The 18,051-nt window shown below is 72.4% G+C and carries 12 protein-coding genes; 6 read left to right on the top strand and 6 right to left on the bottom strand.

Going from position 1 to position 18,051, the window contains the following annotated elements:
* The first annotated feature begins 1 nt into the window (after position 1).
* The 3 genes from ACZ69M_RS35445 to ACZ69M_RS35455 are packed head-to-tail and all read left to right on the top strand — an operon-like array spanning position 2 to position 4,131.
* Positions 2 to 808 carry an alpha/beta fold hydrolase gene (locus ACZ69M_RS35445; RefSeq protein WP_120985773.1) on the top strand — a complete coding sequence of 269 codons (807 nt, stop codon included), beginning with the start codon at positions 2 to 4 and terminating at the stop codon, positions 806 to 808.
* Positions 809 to 1,996, top strand: coding sequence for a glycosyltransferase (locus ACZ69M_RS35450; RefSeq protein ID WP_470056456.1), 1,188 nt, complete (start codon positions 809 to 811; stop codon positions 1,994 to 1,996).
* A complete protein-coding gene (locus ACZ69M_RS35455; protein WP_470056458.1) occupies positions 1,993 to 4,131 on the top strand; it encodes an ABC transporter ATP-binding protein in 2,139 nt (712 codons plus the stop codon). Before ACZ69M_RS35450 ends, ACZ69M_RS35455 begins: the two co-directional genes overlap by 4 nt.
* Positions 4,132 to 4,229: 98 nt before the next feature.
* Here ACZ69M_RS35455 and ACZ69M_RS35460 read toward each other — a convergent pair whose 3' ends face one another.
* The 3 genes from ACZ69M_RS35460 to ACZ69M_RS35470 form a co-directional block, all read right to left on the bottom strand.
* Entirely contained in the window at positions 4,230 to 4,424 is a 195-nt protein-coding gene (locus ACZ69M_RS35460) for a Sec-independent protein translocase subunit TatA/TatB (protein ID WP_470056460.1), read from the bottom strand.
* 23 nt (positions 4,425 to 4,447) lie between these two features.
* Positions 4,448 to 6,211, bottom strand: coding sequence for a hypothetical protein (locus tag ACZ69M_RS35465; RefSeq protein ID WP_470056462.1), 1,764 nt, complete (start codon positions 6,209 to 6,211; stop codon positions 4,448 to 4,450).
* Positions 6,212 to 6,472: 261 nt separating this feature from the next.
* Entirely contained in the window at positions 6,473 to 7,687 is a 1,215-nt protein-coding gene (locus ACZ69M_RS35470; protein WP_470056464.1) for a cytochrome P450 family protein, read from the bottom strand.
* A 246-nt stretch (positions 7,688 to 7,933) separates the two neighbouring features.
* Here ACZ69M_RS35470 and ACZ69M_RS35475 point away from each other — a divergent pair, with 246 nt between their 5' ends.
* The 3 genes from ACZ69M_RS35475 to ACZ69M_RS35485 all read left to right on the top strand — a co-directional run bounded on the left by ACZ69M_RS35475 (position 7,934) and on the right by ACZ69M_RS35485 (position 12,843).
* Complete coding sequence (locus ACZ69M_RS35475; protein ID WP_470056466.1) at positions 7,934 to 9,169, top strand: ankyrin repeat domain-containing protein; 1,236 nt, start codon at positions 7,934 to 7,936, stop codon at positions 9,167 to 9,169.
* A 199-nt stretch (positions 9,170 to 9,368) separates the two neighbouring features.
* On the top strand, positions 9,369 to 9,821 hold the full coding sequence (locus ACZ69M_RS35480) for an SRPBCC family protein (protein ID WP_470056468.1): 453 nt from the start codon (positions 9,369 to 9,371) through the stop codon (positions 9,819 to 9,821).
* A gap of 64 nt (positions 9,822 to 9,885) precedes the next feature.
* Positions 9,886 to 12,843, top strand: coding sequence for a SpoIIE family protein phosphatase (locus tag ACZ69M_RS35485; RefSeq protein WP_470056470.1), 2,958 nt, complete (start codon positions 9,886 to 9,888; stop codon positions 12,841 to 12,843).
* Positions 12,844 to 12,891: 48 nt separating this feature from the next.
* Here the strand turns inward: ACZ69M_RS35485 and ACZ69M_RS35490 are convergent, their stop codons facing one another.
* From ACZ69M_RS35490 to ACZ69M_RS35500, 3 genes are all read right to left on the bottom strand, one after another.
* The gene (locus ACZ69M_RS35490) at positions 12,892 to 14,043 is read right to left on the bottom strand and encodes an XdhC family protein (protein ID WP_470056472.1); all 1,152 of its coding nucleotides are present in this window, start codon (positions 14,041 to 14,043) and stop codon (positions 12,892 to 12,894) included.
* A gap of 56 nt (positions 14,044 to 14,099) precedes the next feature.
* Positions 14,100 to 15,557 carry an NCS2 family permease gene (locus tag ACZ69M_RS35495; protein ID WP_470056474.1) on the bottom strand — a complete coding sequence of 486 codons (1,458 nt, stop codon included), beginning with the start codon at positions 15,555 to 15,557 and terminating at the stop codon, positions 14,100 to 14,102.
* A gap of 109 nt (positions 15,558 to 15,666) precedes the next feature.
* On the bottom strand, positions 15,667 to 18,051 hold the full coding sequence (locus ACZ69M_RS35500) for a xanthine dehydrogenase family protein molybdopterin-binding subunit (RefSeq protein ID WP_470056476.1): 2,385 nt from the start codon (positions 18,049 to 18,051) through the stop codon (positions 15,667 to 15,669).

Below are 18,051 nucleotides of genomic sequence, written 5' to 3' on the forward strand. Positions count from 1 at the left end.
CATGGCGACGATGCGGGTGAACGGCATCGACGTACACGTCCAGCGGCTGGGCCACGAGAGCGGCTCCCCGCGCCCCGTCGTGGTCCTCATCCACGGCCTGCTCATCGACAGCCTCGCCAGCTACTACTTCAGCCTCGCGCCGCGGCTCGCCGAGGAGGGCCTGGACGTCGTCATGTACGACCTGCGCGGGCACGGCAAGACCTCCCGGCCGCCGACCGGCTACCGGATGGAGGACTTCGTCGACGACCTCGACGGACTGCTGGACGCGCTGGCGATCGACCGCCCGGTGCACCTCGTCGGCAACTCCTTCGGCGGCGCCGTCGCGTACGCCATGGCCGCCGCCCGCCCCGAGCGGGTCGCGAGCGTGATCGCCATCGAGGCGGAGCCGCCGGCCCGGGCCTGGGCGCGGAACATGTACGAGGGCCTGGTCGGCGAACAGGGCGGACTGGTGGTCCAGCAGGTCACCCAATGGCTGCGGGAGAACCCGGGCGAGCGCAACGCCCGGCCGTTCCGGGCGGCGGGCCGGGTGCTCGACGAGACCGCGCTCGCCCAGGAGATCCCGCTCAGCGCTCTCCTCGACGAGGACCTGTCCGCGATCCGCTGCCCGGTCTTCGCCATCTTCGGCGGCGCGTCCAAGCTGTCGGCGCAGACCGGGATGCTGGAGGCCTCGCTCCCCCACTGCCGTACGGTCGTCCTGCCCGACCTCGGCCACTCGGTGCTGGTGGAGGCCACCCAGCAGACGTACGCCCTCGTCCGCGACTGGCTGCTGCTCGGCCAGGAGGCGCACGCGCTGCGGGAGGCCCGCTAGATGGGCCGGTTCCTGTTCGTGGTGCCGCCGCTGGTCGGGCACGTCAACCCGGCCGTGGGCACCGCGGCGGCACTCGCGGGACGCGGGCACGAGGTCGCGTGGGCGGGCCACCCGGAACTCGTCCGCGCGCTCGTCGGATCCGACGCCGTCGTCTTCCCCTGCGCCCTCCCCGAGGACGGACTCTCCCGGCCCGCCGACCTGAAGGGGCCGGCCGCGTTCCAGTTCCTCTGGGAGAGCTTCCTCGTCCCGCTGGCGGACGCGATGGCGCCCGGGGTACGGGCGGCGATCGAGGCGTACGACCCCGATGTCGTCGTCTGCGACCAGCAGGCGGTGGCGGGTGCGCTGGTCGCCGAGTCCCTCGGGCGCGTCTGGGTGACCTCGGCCACCACCTCCGCCGAACTCGTCGACCCGCTGGCCGGTATGCCGAAGGTCGCGGCGTGGCTGGACGGGCTGCTGGCCCGGTTGCGGAACCGGATCTGCGACGGGGCCGGCTCGGCGGATCCCCGCTTCTCCCCGCACGGCGTCCTGGCGTACACCACCCGTGCGCTGCTCGGCCCGGCCGAACTGCCCGACCGGGTCTGGCTGGTGGGCCCGTCCGTCGCCGCCCGCCCCGCGAGCGGCGACGACTTCCCCTGGGACTGGCTGGACGCGTCGCCGCTGCCCACCGTCCTGGTCAGCCTCGGCACGGCCAACAACGACGCCGGGGCCCGCTTCCTGAACGCCGCCGCGCAGGCGCTCGGCGGACTGGCGGGCCGCGTGCGGGCGGTGCTCGTCGACCCCGGCGGGCTCGTCGAGGGCCCGGTCCCCGACACCGTCCTCCTGCGCCCCCACGTTCCCCAACTCGCCCTCCTCCCCCGGCTCGACGCGGTCGTCTGCCACGCCGGGCACAACACCGTGTGCGAGGCGTTGTGGCACGGTGTCCCGCTCGTCGTGGCGCCGATCCGCGACGACCAGCCGATCGTCGCCGGGCAGGTCGTGGACGCGGGCGCCGGGGTACGGCTGCGGTTCGGCCGCGCCGACGCGGCCAGGATCCGCGCGGCGGTCGAGACGGTCCTCGACCCGGCCGGGGGCCACCGGAAGGCGGCCGAGGCCGTCGGTGAGTCCTTCCGCGCCGCGGGCGGCAGCACCTCCGCCGCCGCCCGCCTCGCGGCACTGCCGTCCGTGACGCGCGCACGAGGCGGCGCATGAACGACAACGGCACGACCGAGCACCGGCCGCCGGCCGACGGCCGTCGTCCCGACCCGGCCCGGGGCACCGCCCACACCGAGGACCACGGCCCGACGACGCCCAAGACGCCCGGGCCGGGCCCGCGGGCGCGCCCCCTGGCGCCGGGCGCGGACACGCCCTCCGCCGAGCGGGCGTTCATGCCCTCCCCCGGGAGACGCCCCCGTACCCCGACCGGCGCCGCGCCCGGGCCGGCCGTGCCGGACCCGCGGGGCGGCTTCCCGGCAGCGGCCGAGGAAGCGGCGCCCAACCCCTCCGCACACCGCACAGCGGCCCGCGCAGACACGCCTCGCGCGCAGCCGCACCCCGGCATTCCCACCGGCGCCGCGCCAGGGCCCGGAGTCATCGAGTCGCCTCCGCCCACCGGCTCGTTCGTCGCCCTTCTCGGCTACGCCCGGCCCCACTGGCGTGTGCTGCTGCTCTCCCTCGTCCTCACTCTGCTGGCCGGCGTGTCGGGGCTGGTGCAGCCGAAGTTCGCGCAGGCGATCCTGGACCGGCTGGACGGTGGCGGCAGCGTGGTCGCCCCGGTCGCGCTGCTCGCCGTGTTCCTGGTCGCGGGCGCCCTGCTCACCGGTCTCAACGCCTGGCTCCAGCAGCGGACTTCGGAGCGGGTGGTGCGGGAGGTGCGGCGCGGTCTGGTGCACCGCCTGATCCGGCTGCGGGTCGCCGAACTGGACCGGCGGGCACCGGGCGACCTGATCGCCCGCGTCACCTCCGACAGCACACTGCTCAAGAGCGCCGCCACCGAGGGCCTGATCATGACAGTCAACGGCGTCCTGACCTTCGCCGGGGCGCTGTTCATGATGGCGACGCTCGACGCGCGTCTGCTCGGCGTCACGCTGCTCGTGCTGACGACGGTCGGTGTCGTGATCACCGTCGTCCTGCCCCGGATCAAGGCGGCCGTCGCCCGCTCCCAGGCGTCCGTCGGAGCGGTCGGCACCGCCCTCGACCGCACCCTCGGCGCGGCCCGCACGGTCAAGGCCAACGGCGCCGAGGGCCGCGAGACGCGCACCGCCGAGGACGCGGTCGACGAGGCGTACGCCGCCGGGCTGGTCGGCGCCCGCTACAGCGCCCTCGTCACCATGGTCGGCGGCGCCGCCATCCAGAGCGCGTTCCTGGTGGTGCTCGGCGTGGGCGGCACCTTCGTCGCCCACCACTCGATGTCGGTCTCCGAACTGATCGCCTTCCTCCTGTACGTCTTCTTCCTGGCGAGCCCGGTGTCACAGCTGGTCGGCGGCGCGGCCCAACTCCAGCAGGGGCTGGGCGCGGTGGGCAGGATCCAGGAGGCGGGCGCGCTGCCGGTCGAGGACGACATCGACGCGACCGAACCCGCGCACACCCCCGCCCACGCCGCGCCACCTGCCGTCGAACTGACCGGGGTCGAGTTCGCCTACCCCGGCCGCGCCCCGGCCCTGCGCGGCGTGAGCTTCACCGTCCCCGGCGGCACCCGGACCGCGCTGGTCGGACTGTCGGGCGCGGGCAAGACGACCCTCTTCTCCCTCCTCCAGCGCTTCTACGAGCCGACCGCGGGCACCATCAGGATCGGCGACCAGGACATCGCGGCCCTGCCGCGCGCCGAGGTCCGGCGCAGGATCGCGTACGTCGAGCAGGACTCCCCCGTGATGGCGGGCACCCTCCGCGAGAACCTCCTGTACGCGGCGCCCTCGGCCACCCGGGAGCAGCTGGCCGAGGCGCTGGCCGTCACCCGCCTCGACACTCTCCTCGCCCGCCTTCCCCAGGGCCTGGACACGCCCGTGGGCCCGCGCGGCGTCACCCTGTCCGGCGGGGAACGCCAGCGCCTCGCCATCGCCCGCGCCCTGCTGCGCCGCCCTCAGGTACTTCTCCTCGACGAGGCGACAGCCCAGCTCGACGCCCGCAACGAACAGGCCCTCGGCGAACTCGTCGCCCGCACCGCGGGCCGCTGCACGGTCCTGCTGATCGCCCACCGGCTGTCCACGGTCACCGACGCCGACCAGATCGTGGTCCTGGAACACGGCGACGTCCGCGCCGTGGGCACCCACCACTCCCTGGTCGACGACGACGATCTCTACCGCGAACTGGCCACCACCCAACTCCTGGCCGCCGAGCCCCCGGCGTGAACGCTGACGAGGTCCGCTCGCGGCCGGCGCCGCCCCGTGGGCGAAGTCGGTGACGCGAGTGATCAGGCCGGGGACACTGGCAAACCCGAACAGCCCCATCAGAAACACCGGTATCGCCGACGCGACGCCGCTGCCGGCGAGCAGACCGAACACGGCCAGGGTGATGGCGAGTCCAGGTTGCCGATGACGAACAGCGCCACCAGGCCGGCGATCAGGAACTCGGTCAGCCCGATGCCGAACCCGCCGAGTGCCGGCGCGATCAGTCCACTCGGTATCCGCCGCTCCGCGATCACGGGGCCAGGGTGCGTCTCGAACTTCACCTCAGCGTCAACCGGTACGTCAGCGGTGAGCGCCCCGTGATCAGTACCCGCACCCCGTCCGGGGTCAGGGAGCCGTTCAGCCAGGCGTAGCGTTCGCCCGGGTCGACCACCGCGGGTTGGCGGCCGCCCTTGCCGTTGCCGGGGCCGAAGATGATGTGGTCGGTGCCGACGGCGTAGGTGGCCTCGCCGGAGACGAGCTGGAAGGTGTCCGGGGAGCCGGGGACGGGTTCGAGGCCGTCCCCGGTCAGGGTGCCGCCGGGGCGGAAGCAGAGTTCGAGGGCGAGCGGGCTCGCGCAGCCCTCGCCGGAGAGGTCGAAGGAGATGTCCCAGGCTCCACCGCCGACCTCACGGACCAGGACTTCGGTGCGCAGTGTGCGGTACTCCTTCGGGCGGTGCGGGAAGTCCATCGCGGACCAGAAGCGGCTGTCGTCGGTGAGGGGGTAGGCGCCGTCGGGGCGGCGGTGCTCGGGGGGCAGCGGGTGGTGGAAGGCGCCGCGGACCTCGGCGTGCAGCCGCCAGCCGTCGTCCGTGCGCTCCAGTCCCTCCGCCCGGAAGTGGCCGAGCGCGAAGAACCGCGGGGCCAGCCGGAGCGAGTCGAGGATCGCGGCTCCCTTGCGCATCTTGAAGAAGGTCGGGTTGGTGGACAGGCCGGACGAGATGGCGTGCAGTTCCGGGAAGTCGGTTCCGCCGAAGACGCTCGCCGTGTGCGTGCCGCGGCGGACCCGGACGAGGCGGCAGCTGTCGTCGTGGTGCTCGAAGTCGTCGGGCAGGGAGGTCACTTCGGGCAGGGGGGCGGCCAGCTCCGGCCGGTCCAGGACCTGGGCGAGGCGCTCACCGATCGGGGTCTCGCCGAAGGTCTGGTCGGTGCCGCGCTCCTGGAGCAGCGCGGCCACCGCCGCGAACCGTCCGTCTCCGTCGCGCAGCGCCATCTCCCGGTACTGGAGCCAGAACTCGGGCAGGTGGCAGATCCTCGTCTGGTCCTGGCGGCGCGAATGGACCGTCTCCACCTCGCCGTTGGGCTCGATGACGTAGAGGTTGGCGGCCAGGTTGTCGCGTACGTGCGCGTAGAGGTCCGTACGTCCGTAGTGGCGGGCCAGTACGAGCAGCGCCGGATTGGTCACCGCGGCCGAGTAGTTGGGGCTGCGTTCGCTGTACTCGCCGCCGGGCAGCTGGTCGATGCCCTCGGCGAGCCAGGTCTCGATGCGCTCGGGGTAGGCGGGGTCGGGCCAGCGGGCGTGGATGCGGGCGAGGGCCGCGCAGACCAGCCAGCGGTGGTTGGCGGTGTGGACGCCACCGGTGGCGAGGGAGGGGCCCGCCAGGCGCAGGATCCGCTCGATCGTCGCCCGCAGTCCGGTGGTCGGCTCGTGGGCGTCCTCGTCGAGCAGGTGGTGGATCAGGCTGAGGTCGACGATCGAGAAGGCGGTGTCCGCCGGGTTGCCGTCCGCCCCGTGCTCCCACAGCCCGTTGTCGTACTGCTCCTCGGCGAGCGCGTCGGCGAGTTCGGCGGCGGGGCCCAGGAGCACGGCGGAGTGGTGGTACACCGAGCCCTCGTGCACGTACACCGAGACGAGGGTGCGCAGCGCACGGGTGGCCGCGCGGGCCTCGCCGCCGTCACGGAGTTCGACGAGATCGGCGGCGTACCCGTCGAGGACGGCCTTGGCGCTGGTCTCGGCGGTCGCGGTGAGCAACTCGACGAACGCGGTGTCGAGGGGGACACCGGCGTCGGCGAGCGCGGCGAGGAAGGTCTTGCGGGCTGTCACTGGGGCTCCTCGGAAAGGTCGCGCTTGCTCTTCTACGTCGCTGTGGTCGATGTACTCGTCCGTGTCCTCGATGCCATCGCCCCTCCCGTGGGGAAAGCGCTTGCACCTGGAGCGATCCTAGAGAATGTACGGATGTCACTACAAGACGTACGCCGATCCACGGGACGGATCGGGGGAGGCCGAGCCGGCAGGCCGGGCAGCAGGACGCACTCCCGCCCTGTCTTGAGGAACGGAACGGTACGTGTGCGTGACCGTGCCGCGTCAGCCCAGCCGCACCGGCAGTACCCGGTAGCCGTGGCCGATGAAGGACTCGCCGAGGCGGGCCGGGCCGCTGGTGTCGTCGAGGCTCAGGTCCGGGAACCGGGCGAAGAGCGCGGGGAGCGCGAGGGACGCCTCCAGCCGGGCCAGCGGGGCACCGATGCAGTAGTGGACGCCATGGCCGAAGGCGAGGTGCTCCTTGTCCGCGCGGCCGAGGTCGAAGCGGCCCGCGCTCTCGCCGTGCCGCAGGGGGTCGCGGCCGGCCGCCGCGTACGTCGCCAGGATCGCGTCGCCCCGGGCGATCAGCGTGCCGTCGGGGAGCTTGATGTCCTCGACGGCGTACCGCAGCGGGAGGTTGGCGATGGAGGGCGCCCAGCGGAGGGTCTCCTCGATCACCTCGCTCCAGGGGATCTCACCGCCGCGCACCCGGAGCAGCTGCTCGGGGTGGGTCAGCAGGGCGTGGACCGCGTTGCCGATCAGGTTGACCGTGGTCTCGTGGCCCGCGCCGATGACGAGGAGGAGGGTGTCGATCAGTTCGCTCTCGGCGAGCTGCGAACCCTCCTCGTCCCGGGCCGTGATCAGGGCGGTCGTCAGGTCGTCGCCCGGCCGCTCACGCTTGGCGGCGACCAATTCGGCGAGCAGTTCGTGGATCTCCCGGTAGGTGGCCATGGCCTGTTCGGGCGTGATGGTGGTGTCCATGTTGGCCTCGATGAGGCGCGCGGTGTCGGCGCGCCGGCCCTCGGGCAGGCCGAACAGCTCGCAGATCACCTGCATCGGGAGCGGGTGCGCGTAGGCGGACCGGAGGTCGACCCGCCCGTCGGGGGCCTCGGCCATCCGGTCGAGCAGCGTGGCGGCGAGTTCCTCGATGCGGGGCCTGAGCGCGTCCGTACGGCGTTTGGTGAACGCGGGCGAGACGAGTTTGCGCAGCCTGCGGTGGTCGGCGCCGTACGCGGTGAACATGTTGGTCACGCCGACCCAGAGGGTGATCCAGCTCTCGCGGTACTCGCCGCTGATCCAGGCGGGCCAGTGCTGGTTGGGGTCCTTGGAGACCCGGTCGTCGGCCAGGAGCCGCTTGAGGATCTCGTACCGGGTGGGCGCCCAGGCCCTTATCCCGCCCGGCAGTTCGATGAGGGCCGCGGCACCGCGCTCGCGCAGCAGATCCGCCTCGCCGTGGAGGTCGGCGCCCGCGGGGTCGATGACGTGGGGCTGGTCCGGCACGTGGACTCCTGCTCTCTGGGTCTTTGGATCTCTGGATCTCTGGATCTCTGGACCGGTTGATCATGGGGGTGCGGTGCAAACGGGGAGTACTCCCCGGATAGCCTGGTGGCCGGCGGACGGTGTGTCAACAGCACGGGAGTGAGCGGGAGTTGTCCGTGGGGGGCGAAATCGACGGGCGGGTGCTCGGGCGGCGCGGTTAGCATCTCGTGCCGTGGGGCGGGGCTCTGGTGAGGGAAGCGGGGGCACATGGGCGGGGAGTCGCTGACGGCGGCGGTGCGAAGTGGGGACGTGAAGGCGGTGACGGCCCTCCTGGACGCCGGTGCCGATCCCGACGCCGTCGACGACCGGGGCACGCCCGCGCTCTGCCTGGCGGTGGACGGCTTCGACCTGGCCACTGTCGAGGTCCTGATGCGCTCCGCCCCGCTGGACCGGGTCGTGGACGGCCAGACCCCGCTGCTGCGGGCGGTCGACCGTGGCGCCTCCGACATCGTGAACGCACTCGTCAACCATGGGGCGCAGCTGTGGCACAAGGACCCTGAAGGACGCGACGCCCTCGCGCTGGCCCGGTCCTGGCACGAGACGGATGCCGTGGCCGAGCTGCGCCGCAGGAGCGGTTCGGCGGGAACGGTGCGGCGCGAGACGGTTCGTGACGAGCACGGGGTGAGCGTCGAGGAGCTGACGCTGGCCGGCCCGACGGTCCGTACCGGGCACAGCGCGATCCTGACGGCGCTGGAGCCCCGCTACGGGATCAGGACCTCGTTCACCGAGCTGCTGTCGAGGGCACTGGCCGAACCGGACGTCGACCACGAGATCTGGTGGGTGACGACGGATGTCCTCCAGCAACGCCGGGATCGCGCCACGTGGGACATGTCCGCCGCCCTGCGGGACCGGCCGGACCCGCGGGAGCGGTACTTCGGTGCGGAAGTGCTCCGCCTGTTCAACCTGTTCGACTACAGCGACGAGGCACCGTTCGACGCCCCGCTGGTCGATCTCTTCCTGCCGTGGGCCGCGCGTGAACCGGATCCGCGCGTGCTGCGGCCCCTGACCGCGGGACTGTCCGGCGCCCTGGATCCCCGCGCCGAGCGACCCCTGCACGACCTCGCCCGGCATGCCGACAGCAGGGTCCGGGGGTGGGCGGTCTTCGGTCTGCGGGACGGAGTCGACGCCGGGCGTCGTGACGCCCTGGCCACGGTCCTCGCGTGCACCCGGGACGAGGCGGCCGAGGTCCGCCGGGGGGCCTGCGCCGCACTGGCCTCCGCGCCCGCGGATTCCGAGGTCTCGGACGCGCTCGCGGCGTGCCTCACCGACGAGACGGAGGAGGTACGGGTCACCGCGGCCGTGCAGTTGGCCCTGCGCGACGATCCGCGCGGGGACGAGATCCTGGCCGCTCTCGCCACCACCGACGAGGACGGTCCGTACTTCGGGCAGCTCTACGACGTATGGCGGCACCGCCGGGCATCGGACTCGGCCACGGCGCGCTGATCCGCGGGGTCGTGGGTGGGTCGGGGCCGTGCCGGTACGCCGAGCCCGTCGCCGCCGGATCAGACGTGGGCCGGGCAAGGGAACCGCTGCTCGATCCGAACGTGAGCGACGGGCTTGCGACGTACCGCCACGGCCCCTCGCGTCGCCGGGCGGCTGCGGGTGCGTGGGGGGGGACGGTCGGGCCGCCTACGATCGCGCCGTGGTCCTCTTTCAGCTGGAACGCGTGTCCCCTTCTTCCGTCGAAGAGAGTTGGCGTCGCCTCACCGACTGGCCCCGGCATGCCGCCGTCGTCCCGCTGACCCGGGTCACCGTGCGCACGCCGCCGCCGACCGGCGAGGGCACGGTGTTCGTCGCGCGGTCGGGGGCGGGCCCGTTGGTCTTCGACGACCCGATGGAGGTCGTCACCTGGCGGCCGCCCCGGGACGGGGGCGCGGGAAGGTGCCGACTGGTCAAGCGCGGCACGTTCGTCACGGGGTGGGCCGAGATCGAGGTCCGTGCGGTGGCGGGCGGGGGCTCGCGGGTGCTCTGGCGGGAGGATCTGAACGTGCGGTGGCTGCCGCGGTTCTTCGACCGGCCGCTGGGGTGGGCGGGGCGGTGGATGTTCGGGCGAGCGGTGGAAGGGCTGCTGCGGCCGGCTTTCCCAAGATCCTGACGCTCCGTGCCCGCGGCGGGTCGCGCGGCGGTGCATGAAACGGGGGAATTGTAGGCTTTACATCATGAATACACGGCTGGCTCTGCTCAGCGCGGTGGACCCCGGTGTCACGGAGAGTGAGATCTTCCGGCTGGCGCTCCAGCACGCGGTGGGGGAGCTGGGTGCCCTGGGGGGAATGATCCATCTGCGGGGCCCCATGTCCGCCCTGCGCCTGGTGTCGGAGGCCGGCCTTCCCGCGGCCCTCACCCGGCCCTGGGAGATCATCGACCAGGAAGGCCCGTTGGCCCCGGCCCGGGCCCTGCACCAGGGCCGGGGTGTGTGGATTGCGCCGGGATCCGGCGAACAGCCCGGATCCGGCGCGGTCTCATGGCCCGGGACCGGGCTGGCGGCCGTGCCGGTGTTCAGCGGTGACCGCGGTATCGGCGCGCTCACCGTGGTGATGGGCGACCAGGGGGAGCCCACCGTCGAGCAGTGGGGTTTCCTTCAGGCCGTGATCGCCTGGACCGAGGAGCGCATGCGGCAGGCACCGCCGCCGGCTCGGCCGCCCCGGGAGGGACTGAGCGGTGACCGGCTGCGGCAGGCTCTGGAGGAGGTCCGGGTCGGCTCGTGGGACTGGAACATCGAGACCGGCGAGCTGGTCTGGGACGAGGCCGCCCTGGAGATCTACGGCACCAGGCCGGCCGAGTTCACCGGCAGGATCGAGAACTGGATGAGGATCGTCCACCCCGACGACCTGGCGCCGACCCTGGGGGCCGCGCAGAAAGCGCTCCGGGACCGTACGGTGTTCGAGGCCGAGTACCGGGTGCGTCGCCTGGACGGCACCTACGGATGGACCAAGGCCCGCGCCCGGGCGACCTACAACGCTCGGGGCGAACCCGTACGGATGATCGGCGTGGGGTGGGAGAGCGACGAGTCCCGCTCCGCCCGCGACGCGCTGAGCCGGGCTCTTCGCCACATGAGCGACGGCTTCCTCGCCGTGGACGACCGCTGGCGGATCACCTTCCTGAACCTGGCGGCCGAGCGCATGCTGGGCTCCTCCGAGGAGGAGCTGTTCGGCCGCGTCCTGTGGGAGCTTCCCTCCGTCCGGCAGGTCCCCGATCTGGAGAAGCGCTGCCGGGAGGCCGCCGCCGCGCAACAGCCCGCCGGCTTCGACGTGGATGCTCCGAACACCGGGCGCCGCCTCCACCTGCGGCTGGTCCCGGGAGCCGACGGCCTCACCCTCTACTTCACCGACGTGACCGAGATCCGTCGCCACGAGGACGAACGGTCCGCCGCCGAGCGGGCCGCCGCCGAGCGCTCCGCCCGGATCGCCGAGCTGACCGAGTCCCTCGCCAAGGCGACGACCTCCCGGGACGTGGTGGACGCGGTCGCGCAGCATGTGCTGCCGCCGTTCGGCGCCACCGGCCTCCTGGTTCAGGCCATCGAGGGCGACCGGACGTACAACGTCGGCGCCGTCGGCTATCCGCCCGCCTTCCTCGACACGATCAACGGCCGTATGCGGGTGGCCCGCGACCCGGTCTGGGACCCGATCCTGACCGGCACGCCGCTGTTCATCTCCTCAGCCGCCGAGTACAGGGCCCGCTACCCCGAACTCGCCGTCCGGCCGCGCCAGGCGGGCAAACAGGCCTGGGCGTTCATGCCGCTGACCGTGTCCGGGCACACGTTCGGGTCGTGCGTGGTCTCCTTCGACCGGCCGCGCCGTCTCGGCGACGAGGAGCGCACCCTGCTGACCGCGATCAGCGCCCTCGTCGCCCAGGCCCTGGAGCGGGCCCGGCTCTACGACGCCGAGCACACCCGTTCCCAGGAACTCCAGCGCAGTCTGCTCCCCAGTGGCCTGCCCGAACTGCCGGCGTGCACCGCCGCCGCCCGTTATCTCCCCGCCGGACAGGGCATGGACGTCGGCGGCGACTGGTACGACATCATCCCTCTCTCCGGCGGCCGGGTCGCCCTGGTCGTCGGTGACGTGATGGGCCACGGGCTGCCCGAGGCGGCCACCATGGGGCGGCTGCGCACAGCGGTCCACACCCTGGCCGACCTCGAGCTTCCCCCCGACGAGATCATGAGCCACCTCAACGACATCGTCGGCGGCATGGCGAAGGAGTCCTACGCCACCTGCCTGTACGCGCTCTACGACTCCACCACCCAGATCTGCTCCCTCGCCCGCGCCGGGCACCCCCCGCCCGCCGTGGTCCACCCCGACGGCAGTGTGCATTTCCCCGAGGCCGCCCCCGATCCGCCGCTCGGCGCGGCGGAGCCGCCCTTCGAGACCTTCGAGATGACGGTGCCGGACGGGAGCCTGCTCGTCCTCTACACCGACGGCCTGGTCGAGTCGGCCACCCGCGAGATCGACGACGGCATGGCCGAACTCGCCCGGCTGCTGCGCGCCGCGCACGAGGGTCCCGGCGGCACGGTGGCCGACCTGGAGCGCCTCTGCGACACCGTCACCGCAGGACTGCTCCCCTCCGAGCACTCCACCGCCGACGACGCGGCCCTCCTCATCGCCCGCCTGCACGCGCTGACCGAGGACGACATGGCTTCCTGGCTGCTCCCCGAGGACCCACGAGCGGCCGGGCAGGCCCGCCGCCACGTCCGCGAGCAGCTCCACACCTGGGGCCTGGACGGCCTGACGCCGACCACGGAACTCCTCGCGAGCGAACTGGTCGGCAACGTCGTGCGCCACGCGAAGGGACCCGTGCGACTGCGCCTGCTGCACGGCCCCGAGCTGGTCTGCGAGGTCTTCGACGGGAGTCTGACCGTGCCGCGCATCCGCCGGGCGTCGGAGACCGACGAAGGCGGACGCGGACTGCAACTCGTCACGGCGCTGTCCCGGCGCTGGGGCACCCGCTACACGGCGACCGGAAAGTGCATCTGGACCGAGCAGCCGCTGTTCGGCCCGGAGGGCCCGACAGGGCTGCCCACCGATGTCCTGGACCTTCCGCTCCTGGACACCGAGGAGTTCGCCCGGGACCTCGACGAGCTCACCTCCGGGGACCGGGAACTGCCGGGCCCGGCCCCCCAGTAGCCGACCGGCGGCCGCACCGCCCCCGCACTCCCCCGACGCCGACGCGGCTCAGGCCACCGACCCGATCCGCCGCGCCGGAACCGACATCGCGTCGTGGTGGATCGGCGTGTGTGCCCCGGTGAGCGACACCCCGCTCCCCCCGCGCCGGTCGGCCACGATCTCCGAGGCGATGGACAGGGCCGTCTCCTCCGGCGTGCGGGCGCCCAGGTCGAGGCCGATGGGGGACCTGAGGCGCGCCAACTCCAGCTCGGTGACGCCGACTTCGCGCAGGCGGTCGTTGCGGTCCAGGTGGGTGCGCCGCGAGCCCATCGCGCCGACGTACGCGACCGGAAGCCGCAGTGCGAGCCGCAGCAGCGGTACGTCGAACTTGGCGTCGTGGGTGAGGACGCACAGGACGGTCCGGGCGTCCACCTCCGTGCGCTCCAGGTACGTGTGGGGCCACTCGACGACGATCTCGTCGGCGTCGGGGAAGCGGGTGGCGGTCGCGAAGACCGGGCGGGCGTCGCACACCGTGACGCGGTATCCGAGGAACTTGCCCATGCGGACCAGCGCCGACGCGAAGTCGATCGCCCCGAACACGATCATGCGCGGGGGCGGCACGGACGACTCGACGAGAACCGTGAGCGGTGCTCCGCAACGAGAGCCCTGCTCTCCGATCTCCAGGACGCCGGTGCGGCCCGCGTCCAGGAAGGCGCCCGCCTCGCCGACCACCGTGCGGTCCAGCTCCGGATGGGCGCCGAAGCCGCCCTCGTACGAGCCGTCGGGGCGGACGAGCAGCGCCCGGCCCCGCAGTTCGGCGGGACCGCTGACGATCCGCGCGACCGCCGCCGCCTCCCCGCTCGCGGCGGCGGCCAGCGCGGAGCCGAGCACCGGCCGGGCGGGGTCGCCCGCGCGGACCGGTGTGACGAGGATGTCGATGACGCCGCCGCAGGTCAGACCGACGGCGAAGGCGTCCTCGTCGCTGTATCCGAAGCGCTCCAGGACACTCTCGCCGTCCTCGAGCGCCTGCCGGCACAGTTCGTAGACCGCGCCCTCCACGCACCCGCCGGAGACCGAGCCGATCGCCGTGCCGTCGGAGTCGACGGCGAGTGCGGCGCCGGGCCGGCGGGGCGCGCTGCCGCTGACGGCCACCACGGTGGCCACGGCGAAGTCGCGTCCCTGCTCGACCCACCGGTGCAGCTCTTCGGCGATGTCCAGCATGTCTCGGTCTCCTTGACTGGGGGGTGCGTGGAGGGTCGTGGACCGGAAGAGGCGTGTCAGTGCACGCCCATCCAGCTCTCGAGCGGATTCAGGGCGAAGAAGACGAGGAAGATCGCCGCCAGGCCCCACATGAACGCCCCGATCTCCCGGGCCTTGCCCTGGGCGATCTTGATGGCGACGTACGACAGCACTCCGGCCGCGACGCCCGCGGTGATGGAGTACGTGAACGGCATGACGACGACGGTCAGGAAGACCGGGATCGCGGTGGCGCGGTCGGCCCAGTCCACATGGCGGGCGTTCATCATCATCATGGCGCCGATGACCACCAGTGCCGCCGCCGCGACCTCGCCGGGGACGATCGCCGTCAGCGGGGTGAAGAAGAGACAGGCCGCGAAGAACAGACCCGTGACGACGGAGGAGAGGCCCGTACGGGCACCCTCGCCGACCCCGGTCGCGGACTCGACGAAGACCGTCTGGCCCGACGCGCCCGCGACCCCGCCGACCGCTCCGCCCGCGCCGTCGATGAACAGCGCCTTGGACAGGCCCGGCATCCGGCCCTGCGCGTCGGCGAGCCCCGCCTCCGTGCCGACGCCGATGATGGTGGCCATCGCGTCGAAGAACCCGGCGAGGACCAGCGTGAAGACGATCATGCCGACCGTCATCACTCCGACGTCGCCCCAGCCGCCGAACTCGACCTTGCCGAAGAGTGAGAAGTCCGGCATCGAGACCGCGCTGCCGTGCAGTTCGGGGGCGCCGCTCGCCCACTGCCTGGGGGCGATGACGCCGAGGGCGTTGAGGACCACGGCGAGTAGGGTGCCGCCGACGATGCCGATCAGGATCGCGCCGGGGATGCCGCGCGCCTGGAGCATGAAGATGGCGAGCAGCGTGGCGGCGAAGAGCAGGACCGGCCAGCCGGCGAGTTCACCGGCCGGGCCGAGGGTGACCGGGGTGGACTTCCCCTGGTGCACGAATCCGGCCTTGTAGAAGCCGATCAGCGCGACGAACAGGCCGATGCCCATGGTGATGGCGTGTTTCAGCGCCAGCGGGATCGCGTTCATGATCATCTCGCGCAGGCCGGTGACGACCAGGAGCATGATGACCGCTCCGTAGATCACGCACATGCCCATGGCCTGCGGCCAGGTCATCTGCGGGGCGACCTGCGAGGAGAGCACTCCGGAGACGGAGAGTCCGGCGGCGAGGGCCAGGGGCACCTTGCCGAAGAAGCCCATCAGGAGCGTGCTGAAGGCCGCCGCGAACGCGGTCGCGGTGATCAGCGCGTTCTGGCCGAGCGTGTGCCCCGCCGCGTCCTTGCCGGACAGGATCAGGGGGTTGAGCAGGAGGATGTACGCCATCGCCATGAAGGTGGTGACGCCGCCGCGCACCTCACGCGCGACCGTGGATCCCCGCTGGGATATGTGGAAGTAACGGTCGAGCCAGGACCGCCCGGCCGGGACGCGGGTACCCGCACCCGCTTCGTCGGCGACGGTCCTGGGCTCCACTGACTGCTGGGTCATGGTGCCATCTCCCAAGGTTCACAGGGGCACCCGCGTCAGCAACCACGGTGGTTGCTGCGGGATTTGGGATGGTGCACGACCCGGGGGACGGCCCGAGACGAACAGAGGGTTACTTGCCGGTCAGGTGCTCGGGACGTACCGGCGTCCTGTTGAGCTCCAGACCCGTCGCGTTCCGGATCGCCGCGAGGACGGCCGGGGTGGACGACAGGGTCGGGGCCTCGCCGATGCCACGGAGCCCGTACGGGGCGTGGTCGTCGGCGAGTTCGAGCACGTCGACCGGGATGGTCGGCGTGTCGAGAATCGTGGGGATCAGATAGTCCGTGAAGGAGGGGTTGCGCACCTTCGCGGTCTTGGGGTCGACGATGATCTCCTCCATGACCGCGATGCCCAGGCCCTGGGTGGTGCCACCCTGGATCTGGCCGATGACGGACAGCGGGTTGAGCGCCTTGCCGACGTCCTGGGCGCAGGCCAGCTCGATGACCTTGACCAGCCCGAGCTCGGTGTCGACCTCGACCACCGCGCGGTGCGCGGCGAACGTGTACTGGACGTGGCCGAAGCCCTGTCCGGTGCGGAGGTCGAAGGCCTCGGTCGGGCGGTGCCGCCACTCGGCCTCGACCTCGACGGACTCGTCGCCGAGCACGTCCACCAGGTCGCAGAGGACCTCGCCGCCGTCGGTGACGACCTTGCCGCCCTCCAGGAGCAGCTCCGCGGTCGCCCAAGCGGGGTGGTACGTACCGAACTTGCGGCGGCCCAGCTCCAGGACCTTCTCGCGGACGAGTTCGCAGGAGTTCTTGACGGCGCCACCGGTGACGTACGTCTGCCGCGACGCGGACGTCGAACCGGCGCTGCCCACCTGGGTGTCGGCCGGTTGGATGGTCACCTGGGTGACGCCCAGCTCGGTGCGGGCGATCTGCGCGTGGACGGTGACGCCGCCCTGGCCGACCTCGGCCATCGCGGTGTGCACGGTCGCGACCGGCTCGCCGCCGACGACCTCCATGCGGACCTTGGCCGTCGAGTAGTCGTCGAAGCCTTCGGAGAAGCCGACGTTCTTGATGCCGACCGCGTAGCCGACGCCGCGTACGACGCCCTCGCCGTGCGTGGTGTTGGAGAGGCCGCCCGGCAGCTGCCGTACGTCGGCCGCCTCGCCTGCGGTGAGCCACTGCTGCTCCGGCGGCAGCGGCATCGCCTTGACCCGGCGCAGGAGTTCGGCGACCGGGGCCGGCGAGTCGACGACCTGTCCGGTCGGCATGACGGTTCCCTGCTCCATCGCGTTGAGCTGACGGAAGGCCACCCGGTCCATGCCCACCATGTCGGCGAGCTTGTCCATCTGGGCCTCGTAGGCGAAGCAGGCCTGTACCGCGCCGAAGCCACGCATGGCGCCGCAGGGCGGGTTGTTGGTGTAGAGGGCGATGGCCTCGATGTCGACGTCGTCGACGACGTACGGGCCCGCGCCCAGCGAGGAGGCGTTGCCGACGACCGCGGGGGAGGCGGAGGCGTAGGCGCCGCCGTCCAGGACGATGCGGGCCTTCAGGTGGGTGAGCTTGCCGTCCTTGGTCGCCCCGTGCTCGTAGTACAGCTTCGCGGGGTGGCGGTGCACGTGCCCGAAGAAGGACTCGAAACGGTTGTAGACGATCTTGACGGGCTTGCCGGTGCGCAGGGCGAGCAGACAGGCGTGGATCTGCATCGACAGGTCCTCGCGTCCGCCGAACGCGCCGCCGACGCCCGAGAGCGTCATCCGGACCTTGTCCTCGGGCAGGCCCAGGACGGGCGCGATCTGGCGCAGGTCGGAGTGCAGCCACTGGGTGGCGATGTAGAGGTCGACGCCACCGTCCTCGGCGGGCACGGCGAGACCGGACTCGGGGCCCAGGAACGCCTGGTCCTGCATGCCGAAGGTGTACTCGCCCCTGACGACGAAGTCGGCCTTCTTGGCGGCCTCTTCGACGTTGCCGCGGACGATCGGCTGACGGTGCACGATGTTGGGGTGCGGGACGTGGCCGATGTGGTGGTCGTCGCGGCCCTCGTGGATCAGGACCGCGTCCGGCGCGGTCGCGGACGCCTCGTCCGTGATGACCGGCAGCTCGCGGTACTCCACCTTGATCTTGGCGGCGGCACGGCGCGCGGTCTCCGGGTGGTCGGCGGCGACGATCGCGACCGGCTCACCGTGGTGGCGGACCTTGCCGTGCGCGAGGACCGGGGTGTCCTGGATCTCCAGGCCGTAGTTCTTCACCTCGGTCGGCAGGTCGTCGTACGTCATGACGGCGTAGACGCCGGGCGTCGCGAGGGCCTCGCCGGTGTCGATGGAGACGATCTCGGCGTGGGCGACCGTGGAGCGCAGGATCTGGCCCCAGAGCATGTCCTCGTGCCACATGTCGGACGAGTACGCGAACTCGCCGGTGACCTTGAGGATGCCGTCGGGGCGCAGCGTCGACTCGCCGATGCCGCCCCTGGTCTTGGAGCCCTGCGTGAGGTTGGTGGGTGTACCCGTGGTTCCCAT

The organism is Streptomyces sp. NPDC107454 (genome assembly GCF_055582885.1).

Coding starts and splice junctions, on each gene's coding strand:
- ACZ69M_RS35445 (WP_120985773.1), top strand. CDS start 2: ATGGCGACGATGCGGGTGAACGGCATCGACGTACACGTCCAGCGGCTG.
- ACZ69M_RS35450 (WP_470056456.1), top strand. CDS start 809: ATGGGCCGGTTCCTGTTCGTGGTGCCGCCGCTGGTCGGGCACGTCAAC.
- ACZ69M_RS35455 (WP_470056458.1), top strand. CDS start 1,993: ATGAACGACAACGGCACGACCGAGCACCGGCCGCCGGCCGACGGCCGT.
- ACZ69M_RS35475 (WP_470056466.1), top strand. CDS start 7,934: ATGGGCGGGGAGTCGCTGACGGCGGCGGTGCGAAGTGGGGACGTGAAG.
- ACZ69M_RS35485 (WP_470056470.1), top strand. CDS start 9,886: ATGAATACACGGCTGGCTCTGCTCAGCGCGGTGGACCCCGGTGTCACG.
- ACZ69M_RS35490 (WP_470056472.1), bottom strand. CDS start 14,043: ATGCTGGACATCGCCGAAGAGCTGCACCGGTGGGTCGAGCAGGGACGC.
- ACZ69M_RS35495 (WP_470056474.1), bottom strand. CDS start 15,557: ATGACCCAGCAGTCAGTGGAGCCCAGGACCGTCGCCGACGAAGCGGGT.
- ACZ69M_RS35500 (WP_470056476.1), bottom strand. CDS start 18,051: ATGGGAACCACGGGTACACCCACCAACCTCACGCAGGGCTCCAAGACC.